Here is an 18,577-nt window from a genome sequence, read left to right as displayed (position 1 = left end):
TGAGTGGGTCCGGCTTCAGTCCTGGCGGGTGATCCGGTCGGTCACCGGGGTGGTCACCGGGTCGTGGGCCTCCAGGTACATCCGCAGCGAGTCGATGTCGAGCCCGCCGAAGTACTTGTTGGTCCCGTCCCGGAACACGGTGAAGCCGTCGCCGCCGTCGGAGACGAAGTTGTTGGAGACGACGCGGTACGTCGTCCCGTCCTCCAGCGGCACCATGGCGATGGCCGGGTCGGCGTCGGCGTCCACCATGACCGTTCCCGGCACCAGGGCGTCGGTGTCGGGCAGGGCGGCGTCCGAGGCGTCCCAGGTGTAGGTCAGGCCGGAGACCTGCAGGATCTTGCGGGTCGACTCGTTGGCGCCGTTCCACTGCTGGTTGAGGATCGCCTTGATCTGGGCTCCGGTGAGATCCATCGAGACCATGAAGTTGTTGAACGGCTGCACGGCGAACGCGGCACCGTAGGTGACGTCGCCCGCCGCGTTCTCGACCAGGTCCGCCCGGATGCCGCCCGGGTTCATGAGGGCGATCACCGGGGTGTTCCCCGTCGATCCGCTGGCCCCGGCCTCGATCGTGGTGGGATCGGCGACCTGTCCGTCGGCGATCAGGTCACCGAGCGGCGACTCGCCGTCGGCCTCCTGGGTCTTCGAGACCAGCGTTCCGTCGGCGATGTGGCCGATCACCTTGTCGGCGATCCCGGACACCAGCGCGTTGTAGGTGTCGATGATGGACTGCACGCTCGCCAGCGGAGCGACCGACGCGTCGTTCGTGGCGATCAGGTTCTCGGCGAACGCCGCGGGACGGACGATGTCGTGGGTCCGCGGGTCGATCAGCAGGTGCAGCTTGGTGACCATCCGGCCGAACGAGTAGGCACTGGTGAACAGGCGCGGCTGGCCGCTCGGGTCCCGGACCACGCAGTTGTACGGCTGGTGGGTGTGCCCGGAGACGACGGCGTCGATCGCCGGGCTGAGGTCCTGCGCGATCGTCAGGCCTGCGCCGCTGACGCCGGAGCAGGAGTTGTACGCCGTCGGGTCGGTGGGCGTGGCGCCCTCGTGCAGCAGCACGATGATCGACTTCACGCCCTGCTTCCTCAGCTTCGGGACCAGCGCGTTGGCGGTCTCGACCTCGTCGGCGAAGGTCAGGCCCTGGACACCGGCCGCGGTGACGATGTCGGGCGTGCCCTCCAGCGTCATGCCGATGAACCCGACCTTCTGGCCCTTGACCTTGATGACCTTGGTGGCCGGGAAGAGGGTCTTCCTCTTGTGGGCGTCCGGGTCCGTCCACCCGACGTTGGCGGCGAGGAACTGGAAGTCGGCGCCGCCGAAGCCCTGGTCGCCGGGGCAGGAGTTCTGCCCGTTGGCGCCATCGGCGCCGTCGTCGAGGCAGCCGCCGGTCTGCAGCCGGCGCAGCTCCCGCCACCCCTCGTCGAACTCGTGGTTGCCGACCGACGCGACCTGGAGCCCGAGCGCGTTCATGGCCTTGATCGTGGGCTCGTCGTGGAACGCCGCGGACAGCAGGGGCGAGGCCCCGACGATGTCGCCGGGCGCGACCGTGATCGGGACGGCTCCGGCCGCCCGCGACTTCTTCCGCTCGTCGGACAGCAGGCGGCCGAGGTAGGCCGCGCCACCGGCGTTGGTGTTGTTCACGCGGCCGCCCGACCCGCTGGGCGGCTCGAGGTTGCCGTGGAAGTCGTTGAACGCCAGCAGGTCGAGCTTGACGAGGTCCTTGCTGCCCTTCCGGTCCGCGAGCCTGTGGTACGACGTCTCGGCGGACTGGCCGGACGTGCTGACCCTGGCGGGCTGGGCAGTGCTCCGCTCCGGGGCGGCGGACGCGGTCGTGGCCGCGAGCCCGGCGAGCGCCAGGGATGTCAGTGCAGCCGCGACCGGGATGGCCCGAGCGGTACGACGGTTCGGTTGCATGTGTCGTCTCCTAGAGATGGGTTCCGAGGGCCGTAACCTAACCCCCACGAGCCCCTCGCGCAGAGACCTGCCGGGCGCCGGCGTCGGCGAGGTCGAAGGCCGCCCGGACCAGTGCCAGGTGGCTGAAGGCCTGCGGGAAGTTGCCGACCATCCGGCCCGTCCTCGGGTCGTACTCCTCGGAGAGCAGCCCGACGTCGTTCGTCAGCCCGCAAAGCCGACCGAAGAGCGCCTCCGCCTCGTCGACGCGGCCGGCCCGCGCGTAGGCGGACACCAGCCAGAAGGAGCAGGCGAGGAAGGGGTGCTCGTCCCCGGCCAGCCCGTCCACGCCGGTCTGGGTGCGGTAGCGCAGCACGAGCCCGTCGCGGATCAGGTCCTCCTCGACCGCCGCGATGGTGCCGAGCATCCGCGGGTCGTCGCCGGCGATGAAGCCGATCGCCGGCAGCACCAGGAGGGAGGCGTCGACCTCGGTCGTGTCGTAGTGCTGCACGAACGTGCCCCGCGCCTCGTCGTACCCCTTCTCGAGCACCTCGGCGTGGGCGGCGTCGCGGATCGAGCGCCACCGGTCCACCGGCCCGGGGAGGTCGAAGTCCTCGACGGCGCGTACGGCGCGGTCGAACGCCGCCCAGACCATCGCCTGGGAGTGGGTGAAGTGGCGCTGCGGCCCGCGGATCTCCCACAGGCCGTGGTCCTTCTTGCGCCAGCTCCCGGCGAGCTCGTCGACGAGCGCGCGCTGGAGGGACCAGGCATCGCGGTCGGCGTGGCCGGTGATCTGCCGGGTGTGCTCGAGCGCCATCATCACCTCGCCGACCACGTCGAGCTGGCGCTGGAGGGCGGCGCCGTTCCCGATCCGGACCGGCCGCGAGTCGGCGTACCCCGGCAGGTGGTCGAGGGTGAGCTCGGTCAGCCGGCGGTGCCCGTCGGTGGCGTAGACGATCTGCAGGTCCTGCGGGTCGCCGGCCGCGGTGCGCAGCAGCCACCGGCGCCAGAGCTGCGCCTCGTCGGTGTAGCCGGCGGAGATCAGCGAGTCGAGGGTGAGGGCGGCGTCGCGGAGCCAGCAGTACCGGTAGTCCCAGTTGCGTTCGCCGCCCGGATCCTCGGGGAGCGAGGTCGTGGGCGCCGCGACGATGCCGCCGGTCTGCTCGTCGGTGAGCAGGCGCAGCGTGATCAGCGAGCGCCGGACCAGGGCGTCCTGCGGCAGGCCCACGCGGCAGTTGTCGGCCCACTCCTGCCCCTCCCGCACCGACGTCTCGATGTCGTCGGCCGGCTCGCCGATCTGCGCGAGCGGCGCGTAGGAGGGCAGCCACGTGGCCGAGAACGTGAGGACCGCCCCCGCGTCGACGTCGAACTCGTCGACGTGCCGGTGGTCGTCCGCACTGGGCAGCCGGGGACCGCGGAGCACGAGCTGGTCGGGCCCGGCGATCGCGCTGATCACCGCCTCTCCGCCCACGGTGCGCCGGCGGACCCACGGGATGATCGCGCCGTAGTCGAAGCGCACCTGCCACACGTGCCGCATCCGGACCGTGCCGTGGAGGCCCTCGAGGCGGCGCACGACGTCGGAGCGGACGTCCTCGCGCGGCATCAGGTCGGTCAGCCGGACGACGCCGTCGGCGGTGGTGAAGGTCGTCTCCAGCACGGTCGAGTCGCCGAGGTAGCGCCGCGAGACGTCGTACTCCCCGACGGGGCAGAGCTGCCAGTGGCCGTGCTCCTCGGTGCCGAGCAGGGCCGCGAAGCAGGCGGCCGAGTCGAAGCGGGGCAGGCAGAGCCAGTCGATCGAGCCGTTGGCGCCGACCAGCGCACCGGTACGGCGGTCACCGATCAGTGCGTAGTCCGCGATGGGCAGCGCCATGGGGTGAGGTTAGCGGCGGGCGCCTGAGGTTACCGTTGCGCGCGTGACGGACCTGTTGAAGCGCGTGCACCTGCTGCTCCGGGCCGGCGGCAGCACGGTGTCGACCGCGGAGTCGCTGACCGGTGGGCGGCTCGCGGTGGCGCTGACCGACACGCCGGGCGCCTCGGAGACCTACCTCGGTGGGGTGGTCACCTATGCGACGGAGCTCAAGGCGTCCCTCCTCGAGGTCGACCAGCGGATCATCGAGGAGCACGGGGTGGTGTCGCCGGAGTGCGCGAAGGCGATGGCCTCCGGCGTGCGAGCCCTGACCGGCGCGACGTTCGGGCTCTCCACCACCGGCGTGGCCGGGCCGACCGAGCAGGAGGGCAAGCCGCCGGGCACGGTGTTCGTCGGCATCGCGGGACCGGGCCTGGTCGAGGCGGTCGCGCTGGAGCTGTCCGGGAAGCGGCACCAGATCCAGGACCGGACCGTGAAGGAGGCGCTCGCCGCGTTCGAGTCCGTCCTGCGCCGGGAAGAAACACCTCTCGGGTAGCGTTGGGCCCACGTACTCGAAGGGAGACGCGCATGGTGCTGTTCCGTCGGCTGCTCGGCGACGTGCTCCGCGACGTGCGCATGCAGCGGGGCCTGACCCTCCGCGAGGTCTCCGCCGAGGCCCGGGTGAGCCTGGGCTACATCTCGGAGATCGAGCGCGGTCAGAAGGAAGCCTCCTCGGAGCTCCTCGCGTCCCTGTGCGGGGCCCTGGAGGTGCCGCTCTCGGACGTGCTGCGCGACGTCTCCGACCTGGTCGCCCTCGAGGAGGCCGCGGCGGGCCTGTCCCGCATCCCCGTCGCCGCCCGCGCGGGCGACGTCGTCACGTCTGCTGCGTGAGCCGCTGGCAGCTCGGGCACCAGTACGCCGAGCGCTCCTGGCCTGCCGGGCCGAGCTGGTCGACGCGCACCTGGGTGCCGCAGCGGAGGCACAGCTTCTGGCGGTAGACCCACGCGCGCCCGGTGCGAGACCACTCCTGGTCGAGCATCTGGCGGACCCGCCGCACCATCCGGGGCAGGTCGGGCACGGCCCCGACCGGTGTCTCCGGCGCGACACCCGTCACGAACAGCACCTCGGCGGCGTAGATCGTGCCGACCCCGGCGAGCAGGGTCTGGTCGCGGAGCGCCTCGAAGACCGGCCGCTCCGGGTGCTCCCGCAGGCGTCGCAGCGCCTCCTCCTCGTCCCAGTCCGGGCTGAGCAGGTCCGGCCCCAGGTGCCCGACCGAGTCCTCCTCGCGCTCGGTGGGGATCAGCTCCACGATCCCGAGCGTGTAGCCCACCGCCGTCACCTCGGCCGTCTCCAGCACCACCCGGATCTCGGGGGCGCGGGAGTTCCAGCGGCGGCCGGCGTCGTAGGTGCGCCAGCTGCCCTCCATCTTCAGGTGGGTGTGCAGCGTGATCCGCCCCGCCGGGGCGTCGACCCGGGTGAGCAGGTGCTTGCCCCGCGAGACCGTCTCGAGCACCGTCCCGCCGGACAGGTCGGCGGTGGCGTGCCGCGGCACCCGGAAGTCCGTGCGGGTGAGCTGCCGGCCGTCCAGGGACCTCGCGAGCCGCCGGGCGGTACGGCGGACGGCGTCGCCCTCAGGCACGGTTCTTCTCAGCCATGGGGCGACCTCAGCCGGAGCCCCTTCGGCGTCGTCACGAAGCCGGCCGCCTGGAGCGCCTCGCGCAGCGGCGTCGAGCCGGAGCCCAGCAGCTGCTCGCCGTCCGCCTTCTCGACGGTGATCCGGCCCAGGGAGCCGCGCTGCGCGGCGTCGGCCAGCGAGGCGGTCGCCGGGCCGAGCAGGTCGGGGTCCTCGGACCAGGTCAGCAAGGTGCGGCCGCCGCGCTCGACGTACAGCGTCAGCACACCGTCGACGAGCACCACGATCGCCCCTGCCTTGCGGCCGGGCCGGTGACCGCTGGTCTCGGGCCACGGCAGCGCGGCGCCGTACGGGTTGGCCGGGTCGGTCGCCGCGAGCGCGACGGCGCTCGGCTTGGCGTCGTGCGGGACCTCGCTGAACGTGCGCAGCCGGTCCACGGCGCCGGCGGTGCCGAACTGGGCAGCACCGAGGCCGGCCACGAAGTAGCCGCGGCGGCAGCGACCGGAGTCCTCGAACGCCGACAGCACCTTGTAGACCGCCGCGAAGCCGCCCGGCACCCGCTCGCTCACCACCGCGCCGCGGATGACCACGCCGTGCCGGTCCAGGAGCCGCTCGGCGACGGCATGGGCGCGGCGGGTCGGGTCGGTGTCGAGGGCCGGCAGCAGCGCCCAGCGGCCCGCGGTCTCCGGCGGGCCCGTGCGGACCGGGCCGCCCGGTCGGCGGCCGAGGCGCGGCGGGGGTCGCCGGCTGCGGTGGCTGGGCGTGCCGCTGCGGGTCAGCGCCCGGAGCGGGGCGAGGGTGTCGTTGCTGACCCGGCCGGCCCAGACCAGCTCCCAGAGCGCCGCCGAGAGCGCGGCGTCGTTCGTCGAGCCGACCTGGTCGGAGAGCTGGCGGAAGAACCAGGCCCCACCCGGCGCGAGCGCATCGAGGACCGCCTGGTGGAGCTCGCTGTGCTCGAAGGGGGCCGGCTCGGGCAGCGTCAGCGGTGCCTGGTCGGCGAGGTGGAGCGAGACCCAGCCGTCGGATCCGGGCAGGGCTGCGTGGCCCGCCCACACCACCTCGCCGGAGGCGGTGAGCTCGTCGAGGTACGACGGCTCGTAGTCGCGGACCCGGGCGGCGAGCACCAGCGGCTCGAGCGCCGAGGCGGGGACGGCGCAGCCGGCCAGCTGGTCGACCACGGTGAGGACGCCGTCGATGCCGCGGTGCCTGCCGCCGACGTGCTGCCACGCGGACAGGAACCGGCCGAGCGTCTCCGGCTCGACCGGCTCGACCTCCTGCCGGAGCCGGGCCAGGGACCGGCGGCGGAGCCGGCGCAGCACCTCGGCGTCGCACCACTCGGTGCCGCTGCCCGAGGGCCGGAACTCGCCGTCGAGCACCCGACCCTGCGCGGCCAGCCGCTGGAGGGTGTGCCGGACGACCGCGGCGCCGAGCCCGAGCCGTGCCGCCACCTGGTCGGTGGTGAAGGGCCCGTGGGTGCGGGCGTAGCGGGCCACGAGGTCGCCGAGCGGGTCCTCCACGGGATCGGTGAACGCGTCGGGGGTGCCGGGCGGCACGGGCACGCCCAGCCCGTCCCGGAGCCGGCCGACGTCCTCGACCGCGGTCCAGCGCTCCTCGCCGGCCATCCGCACCTCGACCGCCCGGCGGCTGTCGGCGAGGGCCCGGAGCCACGGGCCGACGTCGGCGCCCTCGACGGAGCGCTCGGCGACCTCGGCCTTGGACAGCGGGCCGAGCATCCGGAGCAGGTCGGCGACGCCCTCGGCGTCACGCGCGCGCCGGTCCGGGGCGGTGCGCTGGAGCTCGGCCTCGACCTCGGCGAGCACCTCGGGGTCGAGCAGCTCGCGGAGCTCGGCGCGCCCGAGCAGCTCCGCCAGCAGCCCCTGGTCGAGGGAGAGCGCCGCCGCCCGCCGCTCGGCGATGGGGGAGTCGCCCTCGTACATGAACTGGGCGACGTAGCCGAACAGCAGGCTGCGCGCGAACGGGGAGGGCTGGTGGGTGGGCACGTCGACGACCTGGACCTCGCGGCGGTCGACCCCGCGCATCAGCGCGACCAGGTTGGGCAGGTCGTAGACGTCCTGGAGGCACTCGCGGACGGCCTCGAGGACGATCGGGAAGGAGGGGTACTTCGAGGCCACCTCGAGGAGCGCGGCCGACCGCTGGCGCTGCTGCCACAGCGGCGACCGGCGCCCGGGGTCGCGGCGGGGGAGCAGCAGCGCGCGGGCGGCGCACTCGCGGAACCGGCTGGCGAAGAGCGCCGAGCCGCCGACCTCGTCGGTGACGATCGCCTCGATCTCGTCGGGCTCGAACACGATCACGTCGCCGCCGGGCGGCTCCGCGTCGGTGTCGGGGATCCGGATGACGATGCCGTCGTCGGACGCGACGGCCTGGCCGTCCACGCCGTACCGCTCGCGCAGGCGGGCGTTGATCGCCAGGGCCCAGGGAGCGTGGACCGGGACGCCGTACGGCGAGTGCACCACCAGCCGCCAGTCGCCGAGCTCGTCGCGGAACCGCTCGACGAGGAGGGTCTGGTCGGTCGGCAGGAGGTTCGTCGCCTCGAGCTGCTCGTGGAGGTAGGTGACGAGGTTGCCGGCGGCGTACTCGTCGAGGCCGTCCTCGCGGACCCGCTGGACGGCGCGGTCGCGCGGCAGGGCCCCGAGCTCACGGGTGAAGGCGCCGATCGCGGCACCGAGCTCGGCGGGCCTGCCCAGGGTGTCGCCCTTCCAGAACGGCAGCCGGCCGGGGATGCCCGGCGCGGGCGTGACCAGCACCCGGTCGTGGGTGATGTCCTCGATCCGCCAGCTGGTCGCGCCGAGCGCGAAGATGTCGCCGACCCGGGACTCGTAGACCATCTCCTCGTCGAGCTCGCCGACCCGGCGCCCCGGCCCCTCGCCCCCGACGAGGAACACGCCGAACAGGCCGCGGTCGGGGATGGTCCCGCCGCTGGTGACCGCGAGGCGCTGCGCGCCGGGTCGGCCGGTGAGGAGGCCGGTGACGCGGTCCCAGACGATGCGCGGGCGGAGCTCGGCGAACTCGTCGGAGGGGTAGCGGCCGCTGAGCAGGTCGAGGGTGGCGTCGTAGGCGCTGCGGGGGAGGTTCGTGAACGGCGCGCTGCGCTTCACGAGCTCGTAGAGGTCGTCGGCGGCCCACGCGTCAAGGGCGGTGGCGGCGACCACCTGCTGGGCCAGCACGTCCAGCGGGTTGGCCGGGACGCGGAGCGACTCGATCGCGCCGGTGCGCATCCGGCCGACCGCGACCGCGGTCTGGGCCAGGTCGCCGCGGTGCTTCGGGAACAGCACGCCGCGCGACACCTCGCCGACCTGGTGGCCGGCGCGGCCGACCCGCTGGAGCGCGCTGGCGACGGACGGGGGCGACTCGATCTGGACGACCAGGTCGACCGCGCCCATGTCGATGCCGAGCTCGAGGCTGCTGGTGGCGACCACGCAGGGCAGCCGGCCGCGCTTGAGGTCGTCCTCGATGAGTGCGCGCTGCTCCTTGGACACCGAGCCGTGGTGGGCCTTCGCGATCACCTGCTCGGCGCCGTGGCTCTGCCCGGACTGGGCCATCACCTGGGCCGGGCTGCTCGCCGGGCCCTCGAGCGCGGCGCCCGCGCGGTCCGTCGCGATCTCGTTGAAGCGCGCGGTGAGGCGCTCGGCCAGCCGGCGGGAGTTGGCGAAGACGATCGTCGAGCGGTGCTGCTCGATCAGGTCGACGACCCGCTCCTCGACGTGCGGCCAGATGCTCTGGGATCGCTGCGGGTCGCCGTCCTCCTCGTCGTACTCCTCCGGAGCGGTCATGTCCTCGACCGGGACGACGACCCGGAGGTCCCACTCCTTCGCGGACGGCGGCGCGACGATCTCGACCGGGGCGCTGCCGCCGAGGAAGCGGGCCACCTCCTCGAGCGGGCGGACCGTGGCCGACAGCCCGATCCGTTGGGCCGGGCTGTCCAGCAGCGCGTCGAGGCGCTCCAGGCTGACCGCCAGGTGGGCGCCGCGCTTCGTGCCGGCGACGGCGTGCACCTCGTCGAGGATCACGGTCTCGACACCGCGGAGGGCCTCGCGTGCCTGGCTGGTCAGCATCAGGAACAGCGACTCGGGGGTCGTGATCAGGATGTCCGGCGGCGAGGTCGTGAGCTTGCGGCGGTCGGCGGCGGGGGTGTCGCCCGACCGGACGCCGACGGTCACGTCCGGGACCTGCACCCCGAGCCGCTCGGCGGTGTGGCGGATGCCGGTGAGCGGGGCGCGCAGGTTGCGCTCGACGTCGACCCCGAGGGCCTTGAGCGGGGAGATGTAGAGGACCCGGCACCGCCGTTGCTTGTCCTCCGGGCGCTCCTCGGTCAGCAGCCGGTCGATGCTCCAGAGGAACGCGCTGAGCGTCTTGCCGGAGCCGGTCGGCGCGACCACCAGCGCGTGCCGGCCGGCGCCGATCGCCTGCCAGGCGCCCTCCTGGGCAGGGGTCGGCTCGGCGAACGCGGCACCGAACCAGGTGCGCGTCGCCTCGCTGAACCTCTCCAGGGGACCGGGCACCGTTCCATCCTTGCGCACGGCACCGACAGGGCCTGGGCTCAGAGGCGTGGGGCGTCCTTCTGGGCGCGCAGCTCGGTCCGGGCGACCTTGCGGTCGGTCACCACGATCCAGGCCGCGAGCGCGGCCCCGCCGAGGATGGCCACGGTGAACAGGACGATCGCGATCGCCGGGTAGCCGAGGATCTCGGTGTCGGTCGGCACCTGCATCAGCAGCGACGCGCCGAGGATCGTGGCGGCGATGACCAGTCCCAGCGTGACCCGGTTCGCCAGGCGCTGGAGCACGGTGTGCAGCCGCTCCTCGTCCACGGCGTCGACGCGCAGCCGGAACCGGCCGTCCGCGAGGCTGTCGAGGATCTGGTTGGCCCGCCGCGGGAGCTGCGAGGTGAACTCCTTGGCGTCCAGCGCGGCGGTCACCAGGTCGCCGGGCGACGTACGCAGCCCGCCGCGGAGGATGTGCGGCAGGTTGTCGCGGATCGCCTCCGCGGGCACGAAGTCGGGCTCGAGGTGCAGCGTGGTCTGGTCGAGGTTCAGCAGCGCCTTGCCGACCATCGACATCTCCGGCGGCGGGCGCAGGCCGTGCGCGCCGGAGACGCGGCTCAGCTCGACCAGCACCCGTCCGGCCTGCAGGTCCGGGCCGGTGGCGACCGCCTCCGCGACCAGGTGGGTGACGTCGTCGCGGAAGGCCTCCGCGTCGTAGTGCTCCAGTGGCTGGCCCATGTCGGCCAGCACCCGCGCCGCCTGCTCGCCGTTGTCGTCGCCGATGGCGACCAGGAGGCGGACCACCTTCTCCTGGAGCCGCGGCGGGATCGTGGTGACCATGCCCAGGTCCAGGATCCCGAGTCGGCCGTCGGTGGTGACCAGCACGTTGCCGGGGTGCGGGTCGGCGTGCAGGAAGCCGTCCTCGAGGATGCACTTCAGGTACGCCGAGAACAGCTGGTCAACGATCGCCGCCGTGTCGAGGTCGAGCAGCCCGAGCGGACCGACGTCGGTGACCTTGCGGCCCTCCACGAAGTCCATCGTCAGGACCCGGCCCGACGTCAGGTCCAAGACCGGGTCGGGCACGACCAGGAGGTCGTACCGTCTGGTCAGGTCCGCGAAGCGCATCAGGTTGCGAGCCTCGCGCCGGTAGTCCAGCTCCAGCCGCAGGGACCTCTCGAACTCGCGCAGCAGCCCGGCGAAGCCGTAGGTGCGGCCCAGGTCGCTGCCCTTGTCCGCGACCGTGGCGATCCGGGCGAGGGTCGCCAGGTCGGCGCGGACCTCGTCGCGCACGCCGGGCCGCTGCACCTTGACCGCCACCTCGCGGCCGCTGCGCAGGACGGCCCGGTGCACCTGCCCCAGGGAGGCGGCGGCCACGGGCTCGGGGTCCAGCTCGGCGAAGAGGTGACGGACGTCGGCGCCGAGGTCCTCGGCGATCGTCGTACGCACGATCTCGAAGTCGAACGGCTCCACCTCGTCCTGCAACCGGCTCAGCGCGGTCGTGTAGGACGCCGGCAGGAGGTCGAACCGGGTCGAGAGCAGCTGGCCGAGCTTGATGAACGTCGGGCCCATCGACTCCAGGTCGGCCGCGAACGCCTCCGCCTTGTCCGAGACCGGATCGTCGCCGACCGGGTTCAGGGCGTACTCGTCGAGGCGGGCACCGGACACCAGGTCCGACCGCCCGTGCCGGACCAGGAGTCGGGCGATCGCCGCGTAGCGCCCGGTGCTGGACTGTTCGAAGGACACGACGCTGACGGTGCCCAGCGGGTCACCCGCAGAAACTGTGCTCCGGGCGACTCACACCCCGCCTGCGCCTGCTCAGGCGAGGACGGCGTCCAGCTCGACCTCGACCTTCCACCGCGGGTCGAGCAGCGCCCTGACCACCACCATCGTGCTCGCGGGCTGCACCTCCCGGAAGAACTCGCCGTGCACGGCGCCGACCGCCTCGCCGTCCGCCGGGTCGACGACGAACTGCCGGGTCCGGATCACGTCGGCCGCCGTACCGCCCAGCTCCTCGACCGCGGTCAGGGCGATCTCCCAGCAGCGGCGGGCCTGGACGGCGGGGTCCGGGTCCACGCCGCCGTCCGGCCACACCGGTGCCGTCCCGCTCACGGCGATGGTGCTGCCGATGCGGACGGCCCGGCTGAACCCGATGCTGGCCTCGAACGGTGATCCCGACCTTGCGTGCTGGCGATCCACGTCGGCGACTGTAGGGCACGCGGATTGGTCACCAACCGCAGATCTGGAGCGCTCCCACCTGCGGTTCGTGACCAATCGTGGGTGTCCGGACGTCGTTCGCATAGCGGTCGCCTGGGTCGGCCCGCGCGGTCGTCCGGTGCGCGGATTGGTCACCAACCGCAGATCGGGGCCCGATTCGTCTGCGGTTTGGTCACCAACCGCGGACCCGACAGCACGCACGTGACGCGTGTGACCACCGATAACCGGAGGCGGCTGTCGGTGGGGCGTCCTAGGGTGGTGTGACGTGACGGACCCTGACTCCATGATCTTCGCCTCGGGCCTCCGGAAGTCGTTCGGGAGCTTCGAGGCCGTCCGCGGCATCGACGTCGACGTACGCCGGGGCGAGGCGTTCGGGTTCCTCGGGCCGAACGGCGCCGGGAAGTCGAGCACGATGCGGATGGTCGCCGCCGTCTCGCCGGTCACCGGCGGGACGCTGCGCATCCTCGGGCTCGACCCGGCGACCGACGGTCCGGAGATCCGGGCCCGGATCGGCGTCTGCCCGCAGGAGGACACCCTCGACAACGAGCTGACCGTGAGCGACAACCTCTTCGTCTACGGCCGCTACTTCGGGCTGCCGCGAAAGGAGGTCCGGGAGCGGGTCGAGGAGCTGCTGGAGTTCGTGCAGCTGACCGAGAAGGCCAGGTCCATGGTGGAGGACCTGTCCGGCGGCATGAAGCGGCGGCTCACGATCGCGCGCAGCCTGATCAACCGGCCCGAGGTGCTGCTGCTCGACGAGCCGACCACCGGCCTGGATCCCCAGGCCCGGCACGTCGTGTGGGACCGGCTGTTCCGGCTCAAGCAGCAGGGCGTCACGATCGTGCTGACCACGCACTACATGGACGAGGCCGAGCAGCTCTCGGACCGCCTCGTCGTGATGGACAAGGGCGTCATCGTCGCGGAAGGCTCGCCGCTGACCCTGATCGCCGAGCACTCCACCCGCGAGGTCGCCGAGCTCCGGTTCGGCGTCGGCGAGCACGAGGCGCTCGCCGAGAAGGTCCAGGACCTCGCGGACCGCGTCGAGGTGCTGCCGGACCGCCTGCTCCTCTACACCGCGGACGGCGAGGAAACGGTGACCAAGGTCCACGAGCGCGGCCTCCAGCCGGCCGCCACGCTGGTACGCCGCTCCACCCTCGAGGACGTGTTCCTCCGCCTGACCGGTCGGACGCTGGTGGACTGATGACCGACTCCACGGCACCCACGAGCACCGTGGCCGGCGCGGGCCGGCTCCTCGACTACTGGACGATCGTCTACAAGCGCACCTGGAAGGGTTCGGCGATCTCGTCGTTCGTCAACCCGCTGCTGTACGTGCTCGCGATGGGTGTCCTGCTCGGCGACTACATCGCCGGCGACCCCGACCAGCTCGACGGCGCCACGTCGTACCTCGCGTTCATCGCCCCGGGCCTGTTGGCCGCGCAGGCGATGCAGACCGTCTTCGGCGAGGTGACCTACCCGGTCATGGGCATGATCAAGTGGCAGCGCACCTACTTCGGCATGACCGCGTCCCCGCTGTCGGTGCGAGAGGTGATCCTCGGCCACCTCGGGTTCGTGATGTTCCGGGTGGCGCTCACCTGCGGCGTGTTCGTCGTCGTGATGGCGCCCTTCGGTGTCTTCGCGACCGTCTGGGGCGCGGTCCTGGCGTTCCTCGCCCAACTGCTGGTCGGGTTGGCGTTCGCGACCCCGATCTACGCGTTCACCGCCGGACTCAAGGACGAGAGCGCCTTCGCCCTAGTCTTCCGGCTCGGCATGATCCCGTTGTTCCTGTTCTCCGGCGCGTTCTTCCCGATCCAGAACGTCGATCCCTGGCTGGAGGCCGTCGCCCGCGTCACCCCGCTCTGGCATGGGGTCGACCTCACCAGGATGCTCACGCTCGACACGGTCGACGCCGGTACGGCGCTCGTGCACGTCGTCTACCTCGCGGTGCTGGCCGCCCTGGGCTGGGTGTGGGCCGTCCGCCGCCTCACGAAGCGGATGTCCTTCTGATGTCGCTCGCGTCGACCGCCCTCGCCCGCGCCCAGGCGCGGCCCCTCGCCGCCGGCGAGGCCGCCGGCCTGATCGTCTACCGCAGCTACCTCGCCTACCGGCGGGCCTGGTACATCTTCGTGAGCGGCTTCCTCGAGCCGGTGTTCTACCTGTTCTCGATCGGCGTGGGCGTCGGCCAGCTGATCACCGGGTTCGAGTTCAACGGCCAGGACATCCCGTACGCCGAGTTCGTGGCGCCCGGCATGCTCGCCGCCTCGGCCATGAACGGCTCGCTGCTGGACAGCACGTTCAACTTCTTCTTCAAGCTCAAGTACAACAAGCTGTTCGACCAGATGCTGGCCACGCCGCTGACCACGATGGACATCGCCCGCGGCGAGCTGAGCTGGTCCCTCCTGCGCGGCGGCATCTACTCGGCCGCATTCCTGCTCGTCATGGTCGCGATGGACCTGGTGTCCTCGTGGTGGGCGGTGCTCGTCGTACCCGCCGCGCTCCTCATCGGCCTCGCGTTCGGCGGCATCTGCATGGCACTGACGACGTGGATGCGGTCGTGGCAGGACTTCGAGTGGGTCAACCTCGCGGTGATCCCGATGTTCCTGTTCTCGGCCACGTTCTTCCCGGTGGGGGCCTACCCGGCCGCGATCCGGTGGATCGTCGAGTTCACCCCGCTGTACCGCGGTGTCGTGCTCTGCCGCGAGCTCACCACCGGCGCGCTCTCGTGGGGCTCGGCGTTCAGCGTCGTGTACCTGGTCGCGATGGGCGTGGTCGGGCTGATGATCGTGCGCCGTCGGCTCGACAAGCTGCTGCTCACCTGAGCCGGGTGGCGCACGGCCCCACCGACCCAGCAGGGAGTGGCGCCATCTCCATGAAGGCTGGCGGGAACTCGGGCGCGCGGCCCGCGGACCGGCTGGAAGGATGTCCGCCATGAGCGAGAGCGTCGTGCCCGACACCAAGGACTGGACCTGGGTGCTCGACGAGCCCTGCCCCGAGTGCGGCTACGACGTGTCCGCGGTCACCGTCGACCGGATCCCTGAGGTCATCCGCGACAACGCGACCACCTGGGAGGCCGTGCTGACGCTCGAGGACGCCGCGGCACGGCCGGCGCCCGGCACCTGGTCGCCGCTCGAGTACGCCTGCCACGTCCGGGACGTGCACCGGATCTTCGAGGTGCGGATCCGGCTCATGGTCGAGGAGGACGAGCCGACGTTCGCGAACTGGGACCAGGACGAGACCGCGATCGCCGAGCGGTACGCCGAGCAGGACCCGGCCACCGTCTCCGTCGAGCTGCTGGACGCCGCCGAGACGGTCGCAGAGCGCTACGAGTGGGTGCCCCCGGGCGCGTGGAGCCGGCGCGGGTTCCGCAGCAACGGCAGCGAGTTCAGCGTCGAGAGCCTCGGGCTCTACCACCTGCACGACGTGCTCCACCACGCCTGGGACGTCCGCGCCGCCGTCGCCCGCGCGACCGTCGAGGCGTACGACGCGTCGGCGGGGGCGTACCGCGACGGCACGAGCGGGGTCCCGATCGAGGCCGTCGCCGAGTTCGCCGCGCAGCTGGGTGTCGGGGCACGCGTGCTCGAGATCGGCAGTGCCGGCGGCCGCGACGCCCGCGCGCTCGAGGCGGGCGGGCTGAGCGTGCGGCCGACCGACGTGGCGCCGGGGTTCGTGGAGCTCATGCGCGAGGAGGGCCTCGCCGCCGACCTGCTCGACCCGCTCACCGACGACCTCGACGACCCCGGACGCCCGGGCACGCCGTACGACGGGGTCTGGGCGAACGCCTGCCTGCTGCACGTCGACCGCACCGACCTGCCGGTCGTGCTGCGCCGGCTCGCGGACGCCACCGCCCCGGGCGGGCTGCTGCGCTTCACCGTCAAGGAGGGCGACGGCGAGCGGTGGTCGACGCACGGGCACGTCGCGGCCGGGCGACGCTTCACGTTCTGGCGCGCCGAGCCGCTCGCCGCGGCGGTCCGGGCCTCCGGCTGGGAGGTCGAGTCCCTCGAGCGGTACCTCGGGAGCCAGGGCGAGCAGGCCTGGCTCGACGTCCGGGCGAGGAAGGCATGAGGCACACGGAGTTCTGGGCCCGGATGGACGACGCGCTCGGGCCGGCGTACGCACGGTCCTGGGCCGACATGTTCGTGATCGGCGAGCTCGGCGGCCGCACCGCCTCGCAGGCGCTGGCCGCGGGCGTCCCGCCGAAGGAGGTCTGGGCGGCGGTATGGCGAGTCCTCGAGCTTCCACCGAACAAGCGGTAGCGGAGCTGGCGGCCGTCCAGCGCCGCACGATCCGCACGCTCGTCATCGCGCAGGCGATCGGCGCCACCGGCATCACCATCGGCATCGCGACCGCCTCGCTGCTCGCCCGCGACATCTCCGGCTCGGAGAGCCTGGCCGGCCTCGCCCAGACGTTCCAGGTGCTCGGCGCCGCGGTCGCGGCGTACCTGCTCGCCCGGCTGATGTCGCGCCGCGGACGCCGGGTCGGCCTGCTGACCGGGTACCTCCTCGGCGCCTCCGGCGCGCTCCTCGCGGTGCTCGCGGGGGTCCTGGACTCGATGGTCGTGCTGCTGGTCGGCGCGGTGCTGCTCGGCTCGACGACCGCCGCGAACTCCGGCGCCCGGTACGCCGCCACCGACCTCGCCGAGGACGCCCACAAGGGCCGGGCGCTCTCGACCGTCGTGTGGGCCTCGACGATCGGCGCGGTCGCCGGGCCCAACCTCACCGGGCCCGCCGGGGCGCTCGCGGAGTGGCTGGGCATCCCGGAGCTCACCGGGCCGTTCGCCCTCGGCAGCGTCGGCATGCTCGGCGCCGCCGCCGTCATCGGCCTCCTGCTGCGTCCCGACCCGTTGCTGCTCGCCCGCGAGGCGGCCGGCGTACCCACCACCGCTCCGTCGGGTACGGCGTGGGCCCGCGCGGTCGCGGCCGCCCGGGAGCGTCCCGTCCTCGGGTTCGCCGTGCTCGGCATGGCCTGCGCGCACGCCGCGATGGTCGCGATCATGGTGATGACCCCGCTGCACATGGAGCACGGCCACGCCGAGCTGCGGGTGATCGGGCTGGTGATCAGCCTGCACGTGCTCGGGATGTTCGGGTTCTCGCCGCTGGTCGGCCTGCTCGCGGACCGCACGGGCCGCCCCGCGGTCCTGGTCGAGGGCGCCGTGCTGCTGCTGGTCTCGCTGGTGCTGTGCGCCCGGGCGCCCGAGGGCACCTCGTGGCAGATCTTCGCCGGACTGTTCCTGCTCGGGCTCGGGTGGTCGTTCGCGACCGTCGCCGCGTCGACGCTGATCGCCCAGCACGCGCCTCTCGAGGCACGCACCGACGTCCAGGGCGCGGCTGACCTGGTGATGGGCCTGACCGCCGCGGGTGCTGGTGGCCTGGCGGGCGTGGTGGTCGGGGCCTGGGGCTATCCCGAGCTGGCGGTCTGCTCGATCGGCCTGGTCGCGCTGGTCGCGGTCGCCGGGTTCGGCGCCCGGGCGACGACCCGGCTGGCAGGCTGACCACCATGACCACTGCGGACGTCGCCGTCATCGGCGGCACCGGCTTCTACACGTTCCTCGACGACGCCGAGGAGCTGGCCGTCGAGACGCCGTACGGCGCTCCCTCGGCGCCGGTCGCCGTCGGCACCGTCGCCGGCCGGCGGGTGGCGTTCCTGCCGCGGCACGGGCGGCACCACGAGTACCCCCCGCACGCGATCCCGTACCGCGCGAACCTCTGGGCGCTCCGCGCCCTCGGCGTCCGCCAGGTGCTCGCGCCGTGCGCCGTCGGCGGACTGCGCCACGACGTCGCGCCGGGCGACCTGGTCGTGCCCGACCAGCTGGTCGACCGCACCTACCGCCGCGTCCCGTCGTACGTCGAGACCGGGGCGGTGCACCTGCCGTTCGCCGACCCGTACTGCCCCCGCGTGTCGAAGGCGCTCGTCGCCGCCGCGCCCGACGTGCGGGCCGGGGGAGCGATGGTGGTGATCGAGGGGCCGCGGTTCTCCACGCGCGCGGAGTCGCAGCAGCACGCCGCGGCCGGCGGCACGCTGATCAACATGACCGGTGCGCCCGAGGCGGCGCTCGCCCGCGAGCTGCGGATGTGCTACGCCTCGATCGCGCTCGTGACCGACATGGACGCCGGCGCCGAGTCCGGCGCGGGCGTCGGCCAGGAGGAGGTCTTCGCGCTGTTCCGGGCCAACCTCGACCGGCTCTCCGGGCTGCTCACCTCCGCCGTCGCGGCGCTGCCCGAGCCCGACGGCTGCAGCTGCGACACGTGGGCCGACGGTCTCGACCTGACCTACGTGGTCCCCGGATGAGTCGCCGGTTCCGGGTGCTGATCCCGTCATGACCCGGGGCCGACACGCCCGGGCCACCTCCCGAACATCTGTTCGACCGTGGGCTAGTTTCTGTCCACAGGCATGACGCTGGACGAGGTCGTCCACAGCAGTCGGCGGCGCTGACCAGGCGCTGTCGGTGGCTCGCTCTAGCGTCGTCGACGTGCCTGGACCACGACGAGAGACAAGGAAGAACACC

Annotated in this window: 15 protein-coding genes; 9 read left to right on the top strand and 6 right to left on the bottom strand. The window is 73.0% G+C overall.

The window, feature by feature from the left end:
* Positions 1-15: 15 nt before the first annotated feature.
* Complete coding sequence (locus N538_RS0107685; protein WP_028636833.1) at positions 16-1,914, bottom strand: bifunctional metallophosphatase/5'-nucleotidase; 1,899 nt, start codon at positions 1,912-1,914, stop codon at positions 16-18.
* Between the two features lie 37 nt (positions 1,915-1,951).
* The gene (locus tag N538_RS24295) at positions 1,952-3,760 is read right to left on the bottom strand and encodes a glycoside hydrolase family 15 protein (protein ID WP_036569817.1); all 1,809 of its coding nucleotides are present in this window, start codon (positions 3,758-3,760) and stop codon (positions 1,952-1,954) included.
* 43 nt (positions 3,761-3,803) lie between these two features.
* Between N538_RS24295 and N538_RS0107675 the strand changes: the two genes are divergently transcribed.
* On the top strand, positions 3,804-4,292 hold the full coding sequence (locus N538_RS0107675; RefSeq protein WP_028636832.1) for a CinA family protein: 489 nt from the start codon (positions 3,804-3,806) through the stop codon (positions 4,290-4,292).
* 32 nt (positions 4,293-4,324) lie between these two features.
* Positions 4,325-4,627, top strand: a complete 303-nt coding sequence (locus N538_RS24290) for a helix-turn-helix domain-containing protein (protein ID WP_036569813.1) — start codon at positions 4,325-4,327, stop codon at positions 4,625-4,627.
* On the opposite strand, the gene N538_RS0107665 is transcribed toward N538_RS24290, so the two are convergent.
* The 4 genes from N538_RS0107665 to N538_RS0107650 form a co-directional block, all read right to left on the bottom strand.
* Positions 4,611-5,375, bottom strand: a complete 765-nt coding sequence (locus N538_RS0107665; RefSeq protein WP_028636831.1) for a DNA-formamidopyrimidine glycosylase family protein — start codon at positions 5,373-5,375, stop codon at positions 4,611-4,613. The two genes, N538_RS24290 and N538_RS0107665, sit on opposite strands and share 17 nt — an antisense overlap.
* A gap of 8 nt (positions 5,376-5,383) precedes the next feature.
* Entirely contained in the window at positions 5,384-9,889 is a 4,506-nt protein-coding gene (locus N538_RS0107660) for an ATP-dependent helicase (RefSeq protein WP_036569809.1), read from the bottom strand.
* A gap of 38 nt (positions 9,890-9,927) precedes the next feature.
* Positions 9,928-11,610, bottom strand: a complete 1,683-nt coding sequence (locus tag N538_RS24285) for an ABC1 kinase family protein (RefSeq protein ID WP_036569806.1) — start codon at positions 11,608-11,610, stop codon at positions 9,928-9,930.
* A 72-nt stretch (positions 11,611-11,682) separates the two neighbouring features.
* On the bottom strand, positions 11,683-12,063 hold the full coding sequence (locus N538_RS0107650; RefSeq protein WP_028636829.1) for a RidA family protein: 381 nt from the start codon (positions 12,061-12,063) through the stop codon (positions 11,683-11,685).
* A gap of 283 nt (positions 12,064-12,346) precedes the next feature.
* Here N538_RS0107650 and N538_RS0107645 point away from each other — a divergent pair, with 283 nt between their 5' ends.
* The 7 genes from N538_RS0107645 (at position 12,347) to N538_RS0107615 (ending at position 18,360) form a co-directional block, all read left to right on the top strand.
* On the top strand, positions 12,347-13,279 hold the full coding sequence (locus N538_RS0107645; RefSeq protein ID WP_028636828.1) for an ATP-binding cassette domain-containing protein: 933 nt from the start codon (positions 12,347-12,349) through the stop codon (positions 13,277-13,279).
* Positions 13,279-14,082 (top strand): ABC transporter permease, encoded by an 804-nt coding sequence (locus tag N538_RS24280; RefSeq protein ID WP_051548950.1) that lies wholly within the window; start codon positions 13,279-13,281, stop codon positions 14,080-14,082. Before N538_RS0107645 ends, N538_RS24280 begins: the two co-directional genes overlap by 1 nt.
* Entirely contained in the window at positions 14,082-14,894 is an 813-nt protein-coding gene (locus tag N538_RS0107635; protein ID WP_028636827.1) for an ABC transporter permease, read from the top strand. Before N538_RS24280 ends, N538_RS0107635 begins: the two co-directional genes overlap by 1 nt.
* Positions 14,895-15,003: 109 nt before the next feature.
* A complete protein-coding gene (locus N538_RS24275) occupies positions 15,004-16,137 on the top strand; it encodes a methyltransferase domain-containing protein (protein WP_231496160.1) in 1,134 nt (377 codons plus the stop codon).
* Entirely contained in the window at positions 16,134-16,328 is a 195-nt protein-coding gene (locus tag N538_RS0107625; protein WP_028636826.1) for a DUF3046 domain-containing protein, read from the top strand. Before N538_RS24275 ends, N538_RS0107625 begins: the two co-directional genes overlap by 4 nt.
* Positions 16,292-17,563, top strand: coding sequence for an MFS transporter (locus tag N538_RS0107620; RefSeq protein WP_036569797.1), 1,272 nt, complete (start codon positions 16,292-16,294; stop codon positions 17,561-17,563). Before N538_RS0107625 ends, N538_RS0107620 begins: the two co-directional genes overlap by 37 nt.
* Before the next feature lie 5 nt (positions 17,564-17,568).
* A complete protein-coding gene (locus N538_RS0107615; protein ID WP_028636824.1) occupies positions 17,569-18,360 on the top strand; it encodes an S-methyl-5'-thioadenosine phosphorylase in 792 nt (263 codons plus the stop codon).
* The last annotated feature ends 217 nt before the right edge of the window (positions 18,361-18,577 follow it).

The sequence above is a fragment of the Nocardioides sp. URHA0032 genome (assembly GCF_000620645.1).
Classification (GTDB): domain Bacteria; phylum Actinomycetota; class Actinomycetes; order Propionibacteriales; family Nocardioidaceae; genus Nocardioides.
Note: the sequence above shows the minus strand (reverse complement) of the source record. Positions and strands in the feature narration are given on the sequence as shown.